This is a genomic window from Enhydrobacter sp., from assembly GCF_030246845.1.
Taxonomy (GTDB): Bacteria; Pseudomonadota; Alphaproteobacteria; order Reyranellales; family Reyranellaceae; genus Reyranella.
On the sequence record NZ_CP126889.1, the window covers coordinates 241,497 to 256,904 of the forward strand.

Annotated in this window: 17 protein-coding genes; 12 read left to right on the top strand and 5 right to left on the bottom strand. The window is 68.1% G+C overall.

All coding sequences use genetic code 11. From position 1 onward, the window contains the following. Window positions 1-182 precede the first annotated feature (182 nt). Window positions 183-1,718 (bottom strand): hypothetical protein, encoded by a 1,536-nt coding sequence (locus tag OJF58_RS01330; protein WP_300781265.1) that lies wholly within the window; start codon window positions 1,716-1,718, stop codon window positions 183-185. Between the two features lie 180 nt (window positions 1,719-1,898). Then, window positions 1,899-2,705 carry a universal stress protein gene (locus OJF58_RS01335; RefSeq protein ID WP_300781266.1) on the bottom strand — a complete coding sequence of 269 codons (807 nt, stop codon included), beginning with the start codon at window positions 2,703-2,705 and terminating at the stop codon, window positions 1,899-1,901. A 188-nt stretch (window positions 2,706-2,893) separates the two neighbouring features. Here OJF58_RS01335 and OJF58_RS01340 point away from each other — a divergent pair, with 188 nt between their 5' ends. The 3 genes from OJF58_RS01340 (at window position 2,894) to OJF58_RS01350 (ending at window position 3,493) form a co-directional block, all read left to right on the top strand. Then, the gene (locus OJF58_RS01340) at window positions 2,894-3,061 is read left to right on the top strand and encodes a Flp family type IVb pilin (protein ID WP_300781268.1); all 168 of its coding nucleotides are present in this window, start codon (window positions 2,894-2,896) and stop codon (window positions 3,059-3,061) included. 124 nt (window positions 3,062-3,185) lie between these two features. Beyond that, entirely contained in the window at window positions 3,186-3,353 is a 168-nt protein-coding gene (locus OJF58_RS01345) for a Flp family type IVb pilin (protein WP_300781269.1), read from the top strand. Continuing rightward, window positions 3,353-3,493: a hypothetical protein gene (locus OJF58_RS01350; protein ID WP_300781270.1), complete on the top strand. Its 141-nt coding sequence runs from the start codon at window positions 3,353-3,355 to the stop codon at window positions 3,491-3,493. The genes OJF58_RS01345 and OJF58_RS01350 overlap by 1 nt, the downstream gene beginning before the upstream one ends. A 226-nt stretch (window positions 3,494-3,719) precedes the next feature. Here the strand turns inward: OJF58_RS01350 and OJF58_RS01355 are convergent, their stop codons facing one another. Next, window positions 3,720-4,673, bottom strand: coding sequence for an IS110 family transposase (locus tag OJF58_RS01355; RefSeq protein ID WP_300781024.1), 954 nt, complete (start codon window positions 4,671-4,673; stop codon window positions 3,720-3,722). A 352-nt stretch (window positions 4,674-5,025) separates the two neighbouring features. Then, window positions 5,026-5,616 (bottom strand): cysteine hydrolase family protein, encoded by a 591-nt coding sequence (locus OJF58_RS01360; RefSeq protein WP_300781271.1) that lies wholly within the window; start codon window positions 5,614-5,616, stop codon window positions 5,026-5,028. A 194-nt stretch (window positions 5,617-5,810) separates the two neighbouring features. Here OJF58_RS01360 and OJF58_RS01365 point away from each other — a divergent pair, with 194 nt between their 5' ends. The 3 genes from OJF58_RS01365 to OJF58_RS01375 all read left to right on the top strand — a co-directional run bounded on the left by OJF58_RS01365 (window position 5,811) and on the right by OJF58_RS01375 (window position 10,045). Further along, a complete protein-coding gene (locus OJF58_RS01365) occupies window positions 5,811-6,926 on the top strand; it encodes an FAD-dependent oxidoreductase (protein ID WP_300781273.1) in 1,116 nt (371 codons plus the stop codon). An 84-nt stretch (window positions 6,927-7,010) separates the two neighbouring features. Beyond that, window positions 7,011-8,738: an IlvD/Edd family dehydratase gene (locus OJF58_RS01370; RefSeq protein ID WP_300781274.1), complete on the top strand. Its 1,728-nt coding sequence runs from the start codon at window positions 7,011-7,013 to the stop codon at window positions 8,736-8,738. A 308-nt stretch (window positions 8,739-9,046) separates the two neighbouring features. Beyond that, on the top strand, window positions 9,047-10,045 hold the full coding sequence (locus tag OJF58_RS01375) for a glycosyltransferase family 2 protein (RefSeq protein ID WP_300781276.1): 999 nt from the start codon (window positions 9,047-9,049) through the stop codon (window positions 10,043-10,045). Here the strand turns inward: OJF58_RS01375 and mobB are convergent. Further along, the gene (mobB, locus tag OJF58_RS01380) at window positions 10,023-10,601 is read right to left on the bottom strand and encodes a molybdopterin-guanine dinucleotide biosynthesis protein B (RefSeq protein ID WP_300781277.1); all 579 of its coding nucleotides are present in this window, start codon (window positions 10,599-10,601) and stop codon (window positions 10,023-10,025) included. The two genes, OJF58_RS01375 and mobB, sit on opposite strands and share 23 nt — an antisense overlap. A 224-nt stretch (window positions 10,602-10,825) precedes the next feature. Between mobB and OJF58_RS01385 the strand changes: the two genes are divergently transcribed. The 6 genes from OJF58_RS01385 to OJF58_RS01410 all read left to right on the top strand — a co-directional run bounded on the left by OJF58_RS01385 (window position 10,826) and on the right by OJF58_RS01410 (window position 15,406). Continuing rightward, a complete protein-coding gene (locus OJF58_RS01385) occupies window positions 10,826-11,269 on the top strand; it encodes a curli assembly protein CsgF (RefSeq protein WP_300781279.1) in 444 nt (147 codons plus the stop codon). A gap of 130 nt (window positions 11,270-11,399) precedes the next feature. Continuing rightward, a complete protein-coding gene (locus OJF58_RS01390; RefSeq protein ID WP_300781280.1) occupies window positions 11,400-12,800 on the top strand; it encodes a CsgG/HfaB family protein in 1,401 nt (466 codons plus the stop codon). 70 nt (window positions 12,801-12,870) lie between these two features. Beyond that, entirely contained in the window at window positions 12,871-13,962 is a 1,092-nt protein-coding gene (locus tag OJF58_RS01395) for a hypothetical protein (protein ID WP_300781281.1), read from the top strand. 63 nt (window positions 13,963-14,025) lie between these two features. Further along, entirely contained in the window at window positions 14,026-14,379 is a 354-nt protein-coding gene (locus OJF58_RS01400; RefSeq protein ID WP_300781282.1) for a curlin repeat-containing protein, read from the top strand. After that, window positions 14,376-14,912 (top strand): hypothetical protein, encoded by a 537-nt coding sequence (locus OJF58_RS01405; protein ID WP_300781283.1) that lies wholly within the window; start codon window positions 14,376-14,378, stop codon window positions 14,910-14,912. Before OJF58_RS01400 ends, OJF58_RS01405 begins: the two co-directional genes overlap by 4 nt. Window positions 14,913-14,938: 26 nt before the next feature. Continuing rightward, complete coding sequence (locus OJF58_RS01410) at window positions 14,939-15,406, top strand: hypothetical protein (protein WP_300781284.1); 468 nt, start codon at window positions 14,939-14,941, stop codon at window positions 15,404-15,406. The last annotated feature ends 2 nt before the right edge of the window (window positions 15,407-15,408 follow it).

Below are 15,408 nucleotides of genomic sequence, written 5' to 3' on the forward strand. Positions count from 1 at the left end.
GTCATCCCGAGCGCAGCGAGGGATCTTTCGCACCGCCGGCAATGGATCCCTCGCTGCGCTCGGGATGACACGACACCGGTTGAGCGCCTGCTCCAGCTTCTTGTTGGTGGCGCGCTGATCGGAGCGCCCTTCGCTCAGGGCAGGCGCAACTGCAGTTGCGCTCATGAGCGTGCGGACCGCGGCTATGGCGCGGCCGTGGGGTCGGCGCGCAGGATCAGGGTCTTGCCGGCGGCGTCGCGCTCGAGGCGCAGGAAGGGCAGGCCCGAAGGCAGCGGCGCGTCGCCGGAAAGCGGCGTGTCGAACTCGCGGCTGATCTCGCCCAGCAGCTTGAGATAGAGCCGCCACTCGACCGTGTTGGGATCGAGCGGCACGCGCACCGCCTCGTTCCAGTCGAGCGCGCGCACGCCGGTCTTGACGGCGTTGTCCTCGGCGCGGTCCTGCACCAGCGTCGCCTCGAACCGGCCGATGGTCGCGGTGCGCGCCTGGGCGTCGGCCGGCGCCGCGGTCACGACCAGGCAGATCTCGCCCGGCTTCTCGTCCTTGGCGAAGTCGACCGTGCCCTCGTTCAGCGTCGGGTCGCCGAGGTCGCCGTGCCAGCCCAGCCGCTGGATCTCGACGATTCGCCGCTGCGACTTGTCGAAGCGCGTGCCGGCCGGCGGATCGAAGCAGTGGCGCACGGTCGCCGTCTTGCCCGCGTCGGCGCGCGCCAGGATCTCGGGCGAGACCAGCGTCTTGGACTCGGGCACCAGGGTGCGCACCTTCTGGTCGAGCGCGAACTGGCCCGGCCGGTCGGGCAGCACGACGAACAGGAGCTGATAGCTTGCCGGCCGCGCGCCCCGGCGGAAGGCGAGCGTGCCAACGGCGAAGGTCGAGCGCACCGGGTCGGTCGCGAAGGCCGCGCGCGGCACCGAGAAATGGAGCCTGAGCGGCGTCACGCGCGCCGCCTCCTGCCACGCGCCGACCGTCAGCACCGGCGGGCTGCTCTCGTCGAAGCCCACCGCCGCGACCTCGATCTCGACCGGCGGATCCTCGCCGGGCGCGGCGAAGGCCGGCACATAGCGCGGCATCACCGGCGACGGCAGCCGGTCTGCCGCGCGGCCTTCCGCGCCCTGGACCGCGGCGGGTGGCGCGTCCGCTTCGCTCGACGGTGCCTGCCCCGAGCCGGTCGAAGGACCGGGCGCGAGCGCCAGCTCGGCCCCGGCGCGGCGCGGCGGCACGAAGCGCGGGCTGAACTGCAGCACCAACGGCCTGCCGTCGCCGGCCATCCTGTCGAGCGCCGTCTGGGCGCGCTTCTGCGGCTCGTCGACCGCGTGCCGCGCGCCCTCGCCCGGCCGCGCCAGCGCATCGCCCAGCGCCGCGTCGAGCGCGTCGAGCGCGGCGAAGGCCTCGCGCGACAGCGCCGGCAGGCTGGCGACGGCGCGCTCGCGCTCGCCGTTGGTGCGCACGGCCAATGCATCGGTCAGCAGGCTCGCGGTCCGGAAGGCGCCGACGAGACCGATCCGGCTCTCGCCGTCGGCCCTCGCCTGCAACGCCGCGCGCGCGGCCTGCAGGTCGGCCACCCGCTCGCCGGCCGTGACGCCCTGCGGCGGCGCGTCGTGCCCGACCAGCAGCCAGGCCGCCACCACGATCAGGAGCGCCAGCATCGCCGCGACGGTCGCGCGCCACGGCCGCCGGCGCCGCTTGGCGACGACCACGGGCAGGTTCCGGCCGTTCGTCATGCGCGGCGTTCTAGCATGGCGGTCAAGCCCGCAGCCGCGCCTCTGCGTCGCCCCCTCACCTGTGCGTCGCCCCCGTCACCTGGCCTCTCTCCCAAGGGGAGAGGAACATGAAGACCTTGCTCGCATCTCTTTCTCCTCTCCCCCGCGAGGGGGAGAGGACGGGTGAGGGGCCGACTCAACTCAATAGGAGAACAGCACCGGCAGCGGCGAGTGCAGGATGAGATGGCGCGTCATGCCGCCGAAGATCATCTGGCGCAGGCGGCTCTGGGTATAGGCGCCCTTCACGATCATGTCGCAGCCGCCCGTCACCGCCGTATCGACGATGGTCTGGCCGGCCGAACGCGTGCCGGGCTTCACGTTCTGGCTCGTGACCTTGAGCCCGTGCGCCGCCATCGACTGCGCGATCTCCGCCGCGGTCGGTCCCGGCACGCCCGCGCCCTCGACGCTCATCACGTCGATCGACTCGGCGCCGGCCAGCATCGGCATGGCGAGCGAGATCGCGCGCGCGCTTTCGGTCGAGCCGTTCCAGGCGAACAGGATGCGCTTGCCCACCGTGCCCTGGAAGCCCTGCGGCACCACCAGCACTGGCCGGCCCGAATCGAACAGCGCGGTCTCGAACACGCTCTCCGGCATCTTGGGCAGAGGCCCGGGCTGCGGCATCACGATCAGGTCGAAGGCGCGGCCGATCAGGCCGATCGCCGTCGGCCCGCTGTCGTCGGCAGCGCGCCATTCGGAGACGAGGCCGGCGGCGCTCTGCTCGAAGGTCTGCCGCACCGCCGCCACGCGCTGGCGCTCCTCGGCATCCTCGGCGAGACCGCCGCCGATCGGCGCGCCCATGCCGGCATCGGCCCACGCCATGCTCATCACGCCGTAGGACGGCGGCTCGAGCCCCACCAGCTTCGCGTCGAAGGCGCGCGCCAGCTTCGCCGCGAGGATGAAGGCCGCCGGATCTTCGGCCGCCCAGGCCATTGTCAGGATCGATTTCATGACCGCTCTCCCTGTTTGCTTCAAGATAGCACGGCCCAGCGATGCGTTTGATACAATACGTTCATTGAGTCCGTCAGTAGTTTCAATATCTTATCTTCAATACCTCGACTCATTTAGAGGTGTGGGACTGTTCCGCCCGCTGCGGGCAGCCGTACTCGGCCAGGCAATTAATAGATTTGGAGATACTTATGCTGTCGATTTTCCGTAACCTGATGAAGAAGACGGATGGCGCCACCGCCATCGAGTACACGCTCATCGCCGCCCTGATCGCGGTCGCCGCCATCACGGCCATGACCACTGTCGGCACCACCGTCAAGAACGTGCTGAGCAACGTCGCCGTCAACATGGGCGGCTGATTGCGCCGCTCGACGACGCCAAGGAAGCAAGGGCGGGGCCGCGAGGCTCCGCCCTTTCTCTTCGGCGACAAACCATACCAACGTTACCTTGGTTGCGGCCGGCCGAAGCCGTACTCTGCATCCGATGCTACCGATCCTCCATCGCCTCCTGTCGGACGAACGTGCCGCAACCGCGATCGAATACAGCCTGATCGCGCTGCTGATCTCGGTCGCGGGCATCGTCAGCATGACCAGCGTGGGCCAGAAGGTCGTCAACCTCCTCGATCAGGTCATCGCCGGATTCCCCCCCTGATGCCGACCGCCTTCCTCGTGCGGCTGCGCCGCCTGCTGGCTGACACGCGCGACCGCTCGCTGGTGCACTACAGTTCGCTCGGGCTGCTCGTCACGATCGCCGCCCTCGCCGTCTGCGCGCATCTTCCGCTCCAGCCGTGAAGCACGCCGAGAAGCGTGCCGCCAACAACAAACAAGTCATGTGACCCAGCCACTTCCGTGTCATCCCGAGCGCAGCGAGCAACTGTGATGTTGAGGTAGCCCGGTGATCGTTCGGGCTCAAGGCAGGCGCTATGCGCCTCCGCCTTCGGCGGCTGCGGCCTTGACCCCGCCCGCTCACCGGGCTGATCGGCTTTCAGGCCGTCGGCGCGGAGCGCCGACGGCGGGCTCAGGCGATGGCGTGTTTGACTGGGTCCCATGTCTGGGAGCGCTGCAGCATGGTGTTGAGGATGCCGATCAGCTTGCGCATGCAGGCGATCAAGGCGACCTTGGGCTTCTTGCCCCTGGCGCGCAGCCGCTGGTAGTGGGCCTTGAGCACCGGATTGTGCTGGATGGCGCTGAGGATCGGCATGTACAGCAGCGTGCGCAGCTTGCGACGCCCGCCCTGAATATGGCGTTGGCCGCGCCGCTCACCGCTGTCGTCGGCGAAGGGCGCCACCCCGAGCAAGGCGGCCGCGGCCTGGCGGTCGACGCGGCCGAGCTCGGGCAGCAAGGCGATCAGGCCGGCAACCGCCGCGTCGCCCAGCCCCGGCACGCTGTGGAGGATCTCGGCCTGCCGCGCGAAGCGCTCGACCGTGGCGATCCTGGCGGCGATGACGGCCTCGAGCTTGGCCAGCTGAGCGCCCACCGCCTCGAGCAGCGCCTGATGGATCTTGCGCACCGCCTTGGGCTGCTCGTGCTCATTCCAGCTCTCGATCTGCCCCTTCAGCCGCACCATGCCGAGACGGGCCGTGACCAGCTGGTCGAGTTCCTGGCGCTCCTCGTCCCGGGCCTGGCCGGTAAGATCCTCGAATACCTCGCCGAACCAGGCGATCATGCGGGCGTCGATGGCATCGGTCTTGGCCCGCTGTCCGGCCGACCGGGCGAAGTGGCGCACCCGCTGGGGGTCGACGATCACCACTGCCAGCCCAGCCTCGCGCAACAGGCCGGCCCAGCTCCTCTCGTAGCCGCCGCTGGCCTCCATCACCGCCGTGGCGACGCCATGTTCGGCCAGCCACTCCAGCAGCCGCCGACGCCCCGCGGCGTCATGGGCGAACGACGCTTCCGCGCCCGCCGACCGGATCGCCGCATCGATCTTTCCCTTGGCAATGTCGAGGCCGACAAGCGTCCGCTTCTGTGTCATCCTCCGTCTCCCTTCCTTGCTCGTCCGGGCTTCGCGCCCAGGCAACTGTTCGGGTTTAAGGAAGACACCGGCCCTGGCCCTCGCTCGCTGGCAGGCTCTTGCCTTAGGGATCTCCGGGCTCAGGGCCGGCGACGGGCGGCTGCTCAAACGGCCGCCCGTTCGCTTATTCTCGCAAATCACAAAGACACAAGGGATCTTTGGCTGGCGCCGATCAAGGATCCCTCGCTCGCTTCGCTCGGGATGACACCCATTTTGCAGCAGGTAGCGCAGTTCCAATCCCGTGAACGGCTACGCCTGTGACGAACTCCAGTGATGGCCTCTTTCGCTTGAAGCGAAAATCAACGGCATGAGTTCACCCGATGCCGCTGGCCTGGGGCACGATCCAAGCGAAGCGGTCGGAGAGCGCGGCCAGCGTGATCTTGTTGATCGCCTCGGCGCTGATGGTGGCGCCGTTGGTCGCGTCGGGCAGGTCGCGGGTGGCGACGGTGTCGGCCGCGACGGTGCACATATAGCCGTGGTCGGTGGCCGAGCGCACGGTGGCCGAGACGCACATATGGGTCATGAAGCCGCCCACGATCAGGTTCTTGCGGCCGATCCCGGTCAGGTGCCTGGCGAGCTCGGTGCCGGCGAAGGCGTTGGGCAGGCCCTTGTCGACCACCGTCTCGCCGTCGCGCGGCGTGAGCTGCTTCACGATCTCGTAGCCGGTCGAGGAAGGATTGAACGCCTTGCCCGGCCCCTTGTGGCGGATATGGATCACCGGGGCGTTGGCGCGGCGCGCCTTGTCGAGCAGCACGGCCAGTGCGTCGACCGCGGCCTGCACGCCGGCCAGCGGCAGCAGCCCGTCGGTATATTCGCGCTGCGCATCGACGATCACGAGCACCCCATCCGCCATCGTCGCCGGCGTCGGGGCCAGACCCGACATCTGCAGCATCGTCATCGCCATTGCTTTCACCCTTCCCACGCTGAGCGGTTGTGTAAACGTGTTCGATATCAACGCCGAACACAACCGCTTTTGCAAGTCCCGCGAACGCACATGAGAAACCTTACGCTTGCACCTGAACCGGCTGCATTTTCCGTCGGCGCGACGCTTGACCCCGACGGCGGCGTCGCCGACTGTGCGGCGCCATGAGCGCGCCCGTGAAAGCGATCGTCGTCGGCGGCGGCGTCATGGGGCTCGCCACCGCCTGGGCCCTCGCCCGCGAAGGTTGCGATGTCGAGCTGTTCGAGCAGGGCGATCTGCCCAATGCCACCGGCTCTTCCTTCGACGAGCACCGGCTGATCCGCCATCCCTACGGCGAGCACGCGGGCTATGCCCGAATGGTCGACGACGCCTACGCCGCTTGGGATCTGCTGTGGACCGAGCTCGGGCAGCGGCTCTATGCGCCCACCGGCACGCTGGCGCTGAGCGGCAACGGCGCGCTCTGGGCCGAGCGATCGGCGGCGGCCCTTGCGGCGATCGGCCGCCCCATGACCGAGATCCCGGTCGCCGAGCTGCCGCGCCGCTTCCCGCTGCTCAGGACCGGCGGCGTCGAGCGCGCTTTCTGGATCGAGTCGGGCGGCGTGCTGTTCGCCCAGGATATCGTCGCCGCGCTGGCGCGGCGGCTCGCGGGCAGGCGCGGCGTTGCCCTGCATCCGCGAACACAAGTGCGTGAAGTCGATCTCGACCGCGCACGTATCGGCACAGGGGCGGGCGCGACGCACGGCGCCGACGTCGTGGTCGTGGCGGCCGGCGCCTGGGTCGGCCGGCTCCTGCCGTCGCTGGCCCGCCGCCTCGTGCCCTCGCGCCAGGTCGTGGCCTACTTCGACCTGCCGGCCGAGCAGCAGGCCGCCTGGACCAGGGGGCCAATGATCATCGAGCAGACGGGCGATGTCGGCCTCTATCTCGTGCCGCCGCGGCAGGGGCGTGGGCTGAAGGTCGGCGACCATGCCTTCAGCCGCACCGGCGATCCCGACGCCGGGCGCACGGCGAGCGCCGCCGAGATCGAGCCGCTGCTCGCGCGCTGCCGCAGCCTGCTCGAGGGCTTCGGGGAGTGGCGGATCGAGCGGTTGAAGGCCTGCTTCTACACCGTCACCGAGGACGAGCGCTTCGTCGTCGAGAAGCCGGGCGCGGCCGGCTGGGTGATGTCGCCCTGCTCGGGCCACGGCTTCAAGTTCGGCGCCCTGATGGGGCTGGAGCTCGCCCGCACCATCGTCTCCGGGCGCGACCCCGCCCTGCACGCCCGCTGGGCGGCGGGGCGCGAAGGGGATACATAGAGTCAAGGGAGCGCGTCCCACAGAAGCAGTGTCATCCCGAGCTGCGCTCGGGATGACACCGTCCTTGAGGAGAAAGAATCGAACATGGCTTCGCCCAAGAAGAACGGCAACGCCACCGGCCTGCGGCAGGGCCTCGCCACCTACGGCGATGCCGGCTTCTCGCTGTTCCTGCGCAAGGCCTTCATCAAGGCGGGCGGCTATTCCGACGACGCGCTCGACCGGCCGATCGTGGGCATCACCAACACCGCGAGCGACTACAACCCCTGCCACGGCAACGTGCCCGACCTCGTCGAGGCGGTGAAGCGCGGCGTGATGCTGGCCGGCGCCCTGCCGATGGTGTTCCCCACCGTGTCGATCCACGAGAGCTTCTCCCATCCCACCAGCATGTTCCTGCGCAACCTGATGGCGATGGACACCGAGGAGATGATCCGCGCCCAGCCGATGGACTCGGTGGTGCTGATCGGCGGCTGCGACAAGACCATCCCGGCCCAGCTCATGGCCGCCGCGAGCGTCGACCGCCCGGCCGTCGTGCTGCCGGTCGGGCCGATGCTGGTCGGCCATTTCAAGGGCGAGGTGCTGGGCGCCTGCACCGACTGCCGCCGCCTGTGGGGCCAGTACCGCGCCGGCACCTTCTCCGAAGGCGACATCGAGCGCGTGAGCGAGCGGCTCGCGCCGACCAAGGGTACCTGCATGGTGATGGGCACCGCCAGCACCATGGGCTGCATGGTCGAGACCTTGGGCATGGGCCTGCCCGGCAGCGGCTCTACCCCCGCCACGCACTCCGACCGCCTGCGGCTTGCCGAGCAGAGCGGCAGGCTTGCCGCCGGGATGGCGAAGCAACAGGGTCCGCGGCCGAGCGAGATCATGACAGAGGCCGCCTTCCGCAACGCCCTCACCGTGCTGCAGGCGATCGGCGGCTCGACCAATGCGCTGGTCCATCTCACCGCCGTCGCGCGCCGGCTCGGCGTCACGATCGAGCTCGAGCAGTTCGACGCGATCGGCCGCAAGGTGCCGGTGCTGGTCGATCTCAAGCCCTCGGGCGACCACTACATGGAGCACTTCCACTGGGCCGGCGGCAATGCGCGGCTGATGCGCGAGATCCGCGGCCATCTCGACGAGAGCTGCCGCACCGTCACGGGCAGGACCTTGAAGGAAGTGATCGACGCGGCCGAGATCGTGCCCGGCCAGACCGTGATCCGCACGCCGGAGGAGCCCATCAAGCCGACCGGCGGCATGGCGGTGCTGCGCGGCAACCTCGCGCCGCGCGGCGCCGTCATCAAGCATGCCGCGGCGACGCCGTCGCTGCTCACCCATACCGGCCGCGCCGTGGTGTTCGACTCGCTCGAGGATCTCGCCGCGCGCGGCGACGATCCCGCGCTCGACGTGAAGGCGGACGACATCCTCGTGCTGCGCAACGCCGGCCCTAAGGGCGCGCCCGGCATGCCGGAGGCCGGCTCCTTCCCCATCCCGATGAAGCTCGCGCGCTCGGGCGTGAAGGACATGATCCGAATCTCCGACGCGCGCATGAGCGGGACCGCCTTCGGCACCATCGTCCTGCACGTGGCGCCCGAGTCGGCGGTCGGCGGCCCGCTGGCGCTGGTCAGGACAGGCGACCGCATCACGCTCGACGTGCCCAACCGCAAGCTCGAATTGCTTGTGCCGGCCGACGAGCTCGACAAGCGCCTCAAGGCGTGGAAAGCGCCGACGCCGCATCCCGGCAGCGACCGCGGCTACAGCGGCCTCTTCCACCGCACCGTCCTGCAGGCCGATGAAGGCGTCGACTTCGACTTTCTGGGTCCGGCGAAGACGTGACAAACGAGGTGTCATCCAAAAACATGGTGTCATCCCTCGCTGCGCTCGGGATGACACGACCGGGCTCGGCGGACCGCGCCACTCCGGTTGCGCATCTTCCCCTGGACCGCGGGCTTCCAGCCCGCTCATGGAGCGCGCAGGATGCGCGCGGTCCGCACGAGCATGAGCGCCACTGGAGTGGCGCGCTCCGATGAGGCGACAGTCTGTGTCATCCCGAGCGCAGCGAGGGATCTATGATTCCGGCGTGGCCGAAAGATCCCTCGCTGCGCTCGGGATGACAAGGTCCGTGTAATACGCTCCCGAAGAAGATGACCGACACGACCCTGCCCAAGATCTCCGTCGTCGTGACGTGCTTCAACTGCGCCGACTATATCGGCGCGGCGGTGCGGTCGGTGGCGCGGCAGACGTGGCGCGATTTCGAGTGCGTGATCGTGGACGACGCATCGACCGACACGTCGGTGAAAGCGATCGAGGCGGTGCTCGGCGAGCTCGGGGATCCGCGCTTCTCGCTGGTGCGCCTCGAGAAGAACGTCGGCCAGACCGGGGCCACGCGCGCCGGCCTCGAGCACACCGGCGCGCCGTTCGTCTGCTTCCTCGATTCGGACGATCTCTGGAACGAGGATTTCCTCGAGCGCCATCTCGCCGCGCATCTCAACGAGAGCTACGCCGTGGGCTTCACCGCCTGCAACGCGCGGCTGATCGACGGCAAGAGCCAGGTGATCGCGGGCGCGGTCTACTGGTTCGGCCGCGACCGCGCCGTCGCCGACCGCGGCCGCGCCTTCGCGCCGATCGATCCCGCGCGCGTGCCGAAGCTCGATCCCGAAACGCGCACGGCGCACTGGCAGAAGCAGACGCCCTACCGCCTCTACACCAAGCGGCTGGTGCACTGGGTCTGGGTCTCGACCTCGTCGATGATGTTCCGCCGCTCGCTGATCGACCTCGTCTTCCCCGACGACGACGAGACCTTCCGCCTGCACATGGACTACTACATCGTCGTCATGGCGCAGATGGTGGCGGGCTCGCTTCTGATCGACGAGCCGCTCTATTCGTACCGCCTGCACGGCCGAAACTTCGCCGCCAACAACCCGATCCTGGGCGGCCGGCTCCACCTCTCGGCGCGCAACTGGGGCGACACCCACCACCGCATGCTCGACCGCATGCTCGACGCCATGATCGGGGGCCGCGAGAAGTTCGTCACCGCGCTCGGCGACAAGCAGTACGCCCGCATGCTGCTCAGGATGCGCGCCGCCCGTGCGAGTCCGCCGCGCTCGTGGCTCTACGTCCTCAGGAGCTGGCTGATCTCGTAGGGGCGTCACGCCCGACATGCCCGGCGATGAAGTCGGCGATGGCTGCGATGTCGTCGCGGCGGAACCAGGGGAGATGCCGCTCGGCCGGCGCGGTGTCGGCGGCGATGGCGACGATCGACGGATCGCCGGCGGCGAGCGAAGGACGATCGGCGGCGTCGGCGCCGCGCACCTCGATCTTGGGATGCGGCTCGCGCTTGAAGCCCTCGATCAGCACCAGGTCGGCGGGCGCGAGGCGGCCCAGCACCTCGGCCAGCGTCGGCTCCTCCTGCTCGCGCATGATGGCGTAGCGCTGGCCGGTCACCAGCGCGACCTCGGTCGCGCCCGCCGCGCGGTGGCGGTAGGAATCGGTGCCCGGCCGATCGATGTCCGCCGCGTGATGGGCATGCTTGATCGTGGCGACCCGCCAGCCGCGCCGCGCGAGCTCGGCCACCAGCCGCTCCGTGAGCGTCGTCTTGCCGGCATTCTTCCAGCCGGTGACACCGAACACGCGTTGCCGCGAAGTCGCGCCGTCGACCGGCTGGACAGGACGAAGGTCGCGAACCTGGTCGTGAGACACGTCGGACAAGCTCCTGCAGAGGGATCGCCAGTGTAGATCACCTTGGGGGTGTCGATCAGTCGTCCCGCCGCTGCCGCGTCACAATAATTCCATGCTGGTATTTCGCGTGATGCGGGTATATATTTCTATCGTACTGCGATATCACATGTGGGGTGATAGCCAGTGGGACTGGCCGAAAGCCAGCCGGGATTGTGGGGAGTTGTCCAAGACTTGGGGAAGCTGAAATGAGCAGAGTCATTTTGCCCGCCGCCATGCTGCTGGGATTGGCGGCGTCGGCGCAGGCCGGCGAGTTGCATTACACGCCTGTCAACCCGACCTTCGGCGGCAGCCCGTTCAACGGAGCGTTTCTTCTCGGGACCGCCAACGCCAACAACTTCGATCATCTGGTGAATCCGGCGACCCAGAATCTGTTCAACCAGCAGCAGACGCAGCAGTCCACTTCCGACCTCCTGCGGCAAGCCCTGGTCAACGCGCTGATCTCGCAGGCAACGACGGTGGCCATCGACAGCATCCTGGGTACCAACGGTGCCCAAGCCAAGGACAGCGGAACTTTCTCCGTCGCCGGGGAAACGATCTCGTTCAACCGCGCCGGCGGCCAGATCAACATCACGCTGTCGGATCCCAACGGCAGCCAGACTCAAATCTCCGTACCTGTCCCGCAGTACTGATCGATCGCGGCAGCGTCCGGTCGTGTGGATCGCTGTCGTGAACGGGTTGATCTGTCGCTGGAGAGTGCGGTTGTAATAGTTTGGTTTGGTACACTTTTTCGTAGTTGTGGCCGATTGTATGGGGGCGGCTGTGAGTTCATGGAGAGCGCTGATCTGGATCGCGCTTCTTGCCGTCGGGGGATGTTCCCAGGCGTTCTCCGAGCGGCCGACGCTGGCCGAGCGGACGCAGTCGCTGGACGACCTGCTGAAATTGCCGCCGCCGCGCGCACGGCTGGACACGGCGGTGTTCCGCTTCCTCGACCAGACCGGGCAGCACAAGCCCAACGACACCTTCGCCGAGTACAGCTTCGCCGTCACGCAGGGCGGCACGAACCTGTTGATCAAGGCGCTGCATGACGCGGGGTCCGGGTCCTGGTTCCGGGTCGTGGAGCGCTCCAATATCGGCGATCTGCTGCAGGAGCGGCAGATCGTCCGGGCGAACCGGATCCAGTACGCAGGGCCCAAAGGGGCCGTCAGGCCGCTGGGACCGCTTCTCAACGCCGGCACCATCTTCGAGGGCGGGATCGTCGGCTACGATTCCAATATCGTCACCGGCGGCGCCGGCGCCAACTATCTCGGCATCGGCGCGAGCGTTCAGTACCGCAAGGACACCGTCACCGTGGCGCTCCGCACGGTGAGCACGCTGACCGGCGAGGTGCTGACTGCCGTCGAAGTCAGCAAGACGATCTTCTCGACGCTGCTGGACGCCTCGATCTTCAAGTTCGTCGACTTCAACAAGCTGTTGCAGGCCGAAGTCGGGTTCTCGACCAACGAGCCGGTGACGATCTGCGTGACGCAGGCGATCGAGCTCGCTGTGTACGCCACCATCATGGAGGGCACGCTCAAGGGCTATTGGGGTTTCGCCGACCAGGCAACCCAAGCCAGGCTGACCGAGGACTATCTCAAGACGCGCGGCGGCGTGCTGCCCTACATGCCAAGGACGACCGCGCCGGCGCCGATCTCGACCGTGCGCGCGACGCCCCCGACCGTGCCGGCTCCGGCGACGCCGTCGAGACACCAGGCGACGACCTCGAACGTGCCGATGCCGGCGGCGACCTCGAAGCCAGCGACGACCCCGAAACCGCCAGTGCCGACCCCCAACGCGCCGGCGACGACCTCGAAGCCGCCAGCGCCGGCCGCGAACGTGCCGGCGACAACCGCGAAGCCGCCGGCGCCGGTCTTGAAACCACCAGCGACGCCTTCGAGTGCGCCGGCGACGACCTCGAAGCCGCCGCCGATCACTTCGAGTGTGCCGGCGACGATCGCGGAAGTGCCGGTGGCAACCTCGAAGCTGGTCGCGACCAACGCGGAGGTGCCGGCGACGCCCCCGAGACCGGTGGCGACAACCTCGGACGCGCCGGCGACGCCCTCGAGACTGTCAGCGACGGCCTCCAACGCCCCCGTGACGAGCCTGAAGCTGCCGACGGCGCCACCCTCGAGCGGCCCGGTGAGGAGCCTGAAGCTGCCGCCGATGCCCTCGAAATCCGACTGACATACCGGGTGTTCGACCCCCTGCACGAACACCGGGGCATGATCGCAGGGATAACGAAGGGAGTAACAACATGACGAAGTACCTGCTTACGACGAGTGTGGCGGCGTTGGCCTTGGGTATGGCCTCCCCGAGTTTCGCGCAAAAGGCCGGCGGCGGCGGTGGCGACGACAGCGCCACCATCACGCAGATCGGCGGCTCGGGTAACCTGGCGCAGCAGCACCAGCCGGGCGATGGATATGGCAACATTGCCTACATCAAACAGGATTCCGACACGCAAAGCAGCGCGACGCAGGAGCAGTGGCGCAATCTGAACAGCGTCGATTTCGCCATCGGCGGCAAGCAGACGATCAACCAGACCGGCAACTACAGGTCGACCGCCAGCCAGCAGGACAACGGCAACGGCGGCGACGTCCAGACGGCGACGCAGACCGGCAATTCGGTGTACGGGGCGACCGCCACCTCGGTCACCCAGACGATCAACTCGCCGCTCGGGACCAACAACACGCAGAACAGCACGCAGACCGGCAACGCAGGGTCGAGCGTCAATCAGACGATCGGCTCGGCGACTCCGGGATCGGATACCCTGTACAAGAATTCGCAAACGGCCAACCAGTCCGGCCAGACGCTCTCGACCATCAACCAGACCATCGACGGGGCGTCGCACGACAATACCCAGAAGGCGACGGAGTCCGGCGCCGGCACGGGCAACTCCATCAGCCAGACCATCCTGGCCAGCGTCGGCGACGCGCAGACCGCGAACATCACCGGGACGAGCAATTACAACACGGTCACGCAACTGCAGCAGACCGGCACGCTCAGCAATACGCAGACGGCCTCGATCAACAATGGCAGCTACAACCTGGTCGACCAGCTCCAGGCCGCCGGCTCCTACAGCAACACCCAGCACGTCACGGTCGATGCGTCGTCGTACGGGCGCGCCCTCCAGTTCCAGGGCGCCGGCGTGACGGGCAATTCGGAGACCATCAGCCAGACCGGCGGCGGGTCGGGCAACCAGGCCGGCCAGGCCCAGGGCAACAACGGCAACGTCGCCAGCATCAGCCAGGTCGGCGGGGTCGGCAACATGGCCGTCCAGAACCAGGGGATCCTCGTCGGGGCTCCGGGCTCCATGTATGTCTCCGGCGGCCTGGTCTACCGGCACTAATCGACAACACCGGGAAGAGAGGGGCGCGATGCCCCTCTCCACCCTTCTTCGGAGGAAGCGACGATGCGTGCCACACGAGCCGGTCTGATCGCCGCCGGGCTGATCGCGGGTTGTCTCCTCGCGACCATGCCGTCGGCTTTCGCCGACGACCCGGTGACCATCAACCAGGTCGTCGCCAGCGGCGCCAACACATCGACAATCAATCAGGTCGGGAGCAACAATAGCGCCGAGACCAGCCAGCTCGGCGGGCAGAACTATGTCGGCATCGGCCAGTTCGGCAACAACAATGCGTCGGCGGTCACCCAGACCGGCATCGGCGGCCTCGTCATCCACAACCAGTACGGCAACGGCAACCAGTTGACGATCATGCAGACCGGCCCGCATCCCCAACCCGTCATGATCAACCAGCGCCGATGAAATCTCCCGGCCTGCTCCTGCTGACCATGGCCCTGGTTGCCGCGACGGCCGCGGCGGCCCAGGATCGCAGGCTGCCGCGGCAGGCAGAGCAGGAGTCGCCGCCGACGCCGACGCAGCAGCGGGCGGCAACGGGCGACGTCGCCGGCGGGAAGGTCATTCCCAAATCCATTCTCGAGATCCTGGCCGATCCGCACATCGACCCGAACGTCGCCTACATACTGTGGCAGACCTCGCGCAAGCCGATGGAGGACTGGACGATGAAGCAGCTCGCCTTCGTCACCCAGGCGGCGCCGACGCTGGTCGAGGCCGGAGTCCCGGTCGAGAAGGTACAGTTGCTCTATGCCTTCTGGGGGCTCGATCCGAACGACGTGTTCAATCCGCGGCTCGGCCCGCAATGGCAGGCGCAATCGACGGCGTACAATCCCCGCAGCGCCAACAACGTGGGCGCGATCTCGTCGGCCGATTGCCAGGTCGATGTCAGCCTGATGACGGTCGCCACCTATCGCGCCTGCGCGGCCGGATACGGACAATGAGAGACGATGCAAAGGGAGGAGCGCAAATGCACAAGTTCCTGCTGGCAGCCAATGCGGCCCTGTTTGCATTGGGAGCGGTTGCGGTTGCGCCTGCGCTTGCCCAGAACGCGAAGGCCGGCGGCAACGGCGTCAAGGAGGATCTGGGCGTGAACAATCGGCAGATCGTCGACAAGCCCGCGGGCGACCGGTCGGTCGTCCGGCAGCATGCGGGTCCGGGCAGCCACGACAACGTCCAGAGCGTGACGACGTCGTCGCCGGGCGCCGCGCCCAATACCGTGGTCCAGTCGACCGCCGGCGGCGGCAACGTGCAGACTGCGGTCCAGAACGGCGGCAGCGGCAACGTGGTGGTCCAGACGCAGCAGGGATCCGGCAACCGGCAGACGGTGATCCAGACCGGCGATGGCAACCGCGCGGTCCAATCGCAGACCGGGGACAATCATTCAGGGGCGCTCGATCAGCACGGCGGAGAAACGAACATCCAGATTCAGAAATAGGC

Bases quoted from the DNA above. Each gene is read 5' to 3' on its own strand.
- OJF58_RS01395 (WP_300781281.1), top strand. From the start codon at position 12,871: ATGACGAAGTACCTGCTTACGACGAGTGTGGCGGCGTTGGCCTTGGGT.
- OJF58_RS01385 (WP_300781279.1), top strand. From the start codon at position 10,826: ATGAGCAGAGTCATTTTGCCCGCCGCCATGCTGCTGGGATTGGCGGCG.
- OJF58_RS01330 (WP_300781265.1), bottom strand. From the start codon at position 1,718: ATGACGAACGGCCGGAACCTGCCCGTGGTCGTCGCCAAGCGGCGCCGG.
- OJF58_RS01370 (WP_300781274.1), top strand. From the start codon at position 7,011: ATGGCTTCGCCCAAGAAGAACGGCAACGCCACCGGCCTGCGGCAGGGC.
- OJF58_RS01340 (WP_300781268.1), top strand. From the start codon at position 2,894: ATGCTGTCGATTTTCCGTAACCTGATGAAGAAGACGGATGGCGCCACC.
- OJF58_RS01405 (WP_300781283.1), top strand. From the start codon at position 14,376: ATGAAATCTCCCGGCCTGCTCCTGCTGACCATGGCCCTGGTTGCCGCG.
- OJF58_RS01410 (WP_300781284.1), top strand. From the start codon at position 14,939: ATGCACAAGTTCCTGCTGGCAGCCAATGCGGCCCTGTTTGCATTGGGA.
- OJF58_RS01345 (WP_300781269.1), top strand. From the start codon at position 3,186: ATGCTACCGATCCTCCATCGCCTCCTGTCGGACGAACGTGCCGCAACC.
- OJF58_RS01335 (WP_300781266.1), bottom strand. From the start codon at position 2,705: ATGAAATCGATCCTGACAATGGCCTGGGCGGCCGAAGATCCGGCGGCC.
- OJF58_RS01350 (WP_300781270.1), top strand. From the start codon at position 3,353: ATGCCGACCGCCTTCCTCGTGCGGCTGCGCCGCCTGCTGGCTGACACG.
- OJF58_RS01400 (WP_300781282.1), top strand. From the start codon at position 14,026: ATGCGTGCCACACGAGCCGGTCTGATCGCCGCCGGGCTGATCGCGGGT.
- OJF58_RS01360 (WP_300781271.1), bottom strand. From the start codon at position 5,616: ATGGCGATGACGATGCTGCAGATGTCGGGTCTGGCCCCGACGCCGGCG.
- OJF58_RS01375 (WP_300781276.1), top strand. From the start codon at position 9,047: ATGACCGACACGACCCTGCCCAAGATCTCCGTCGTCGTGACGTGCTTC.
- OJF58_RS01355 (WP_300781024.1), bottom strand. From the start codon at position 4,673: ATGACACAGAAGCGGACGCTTGTCGGCCTCGACATTGCCAAGGGAAAG.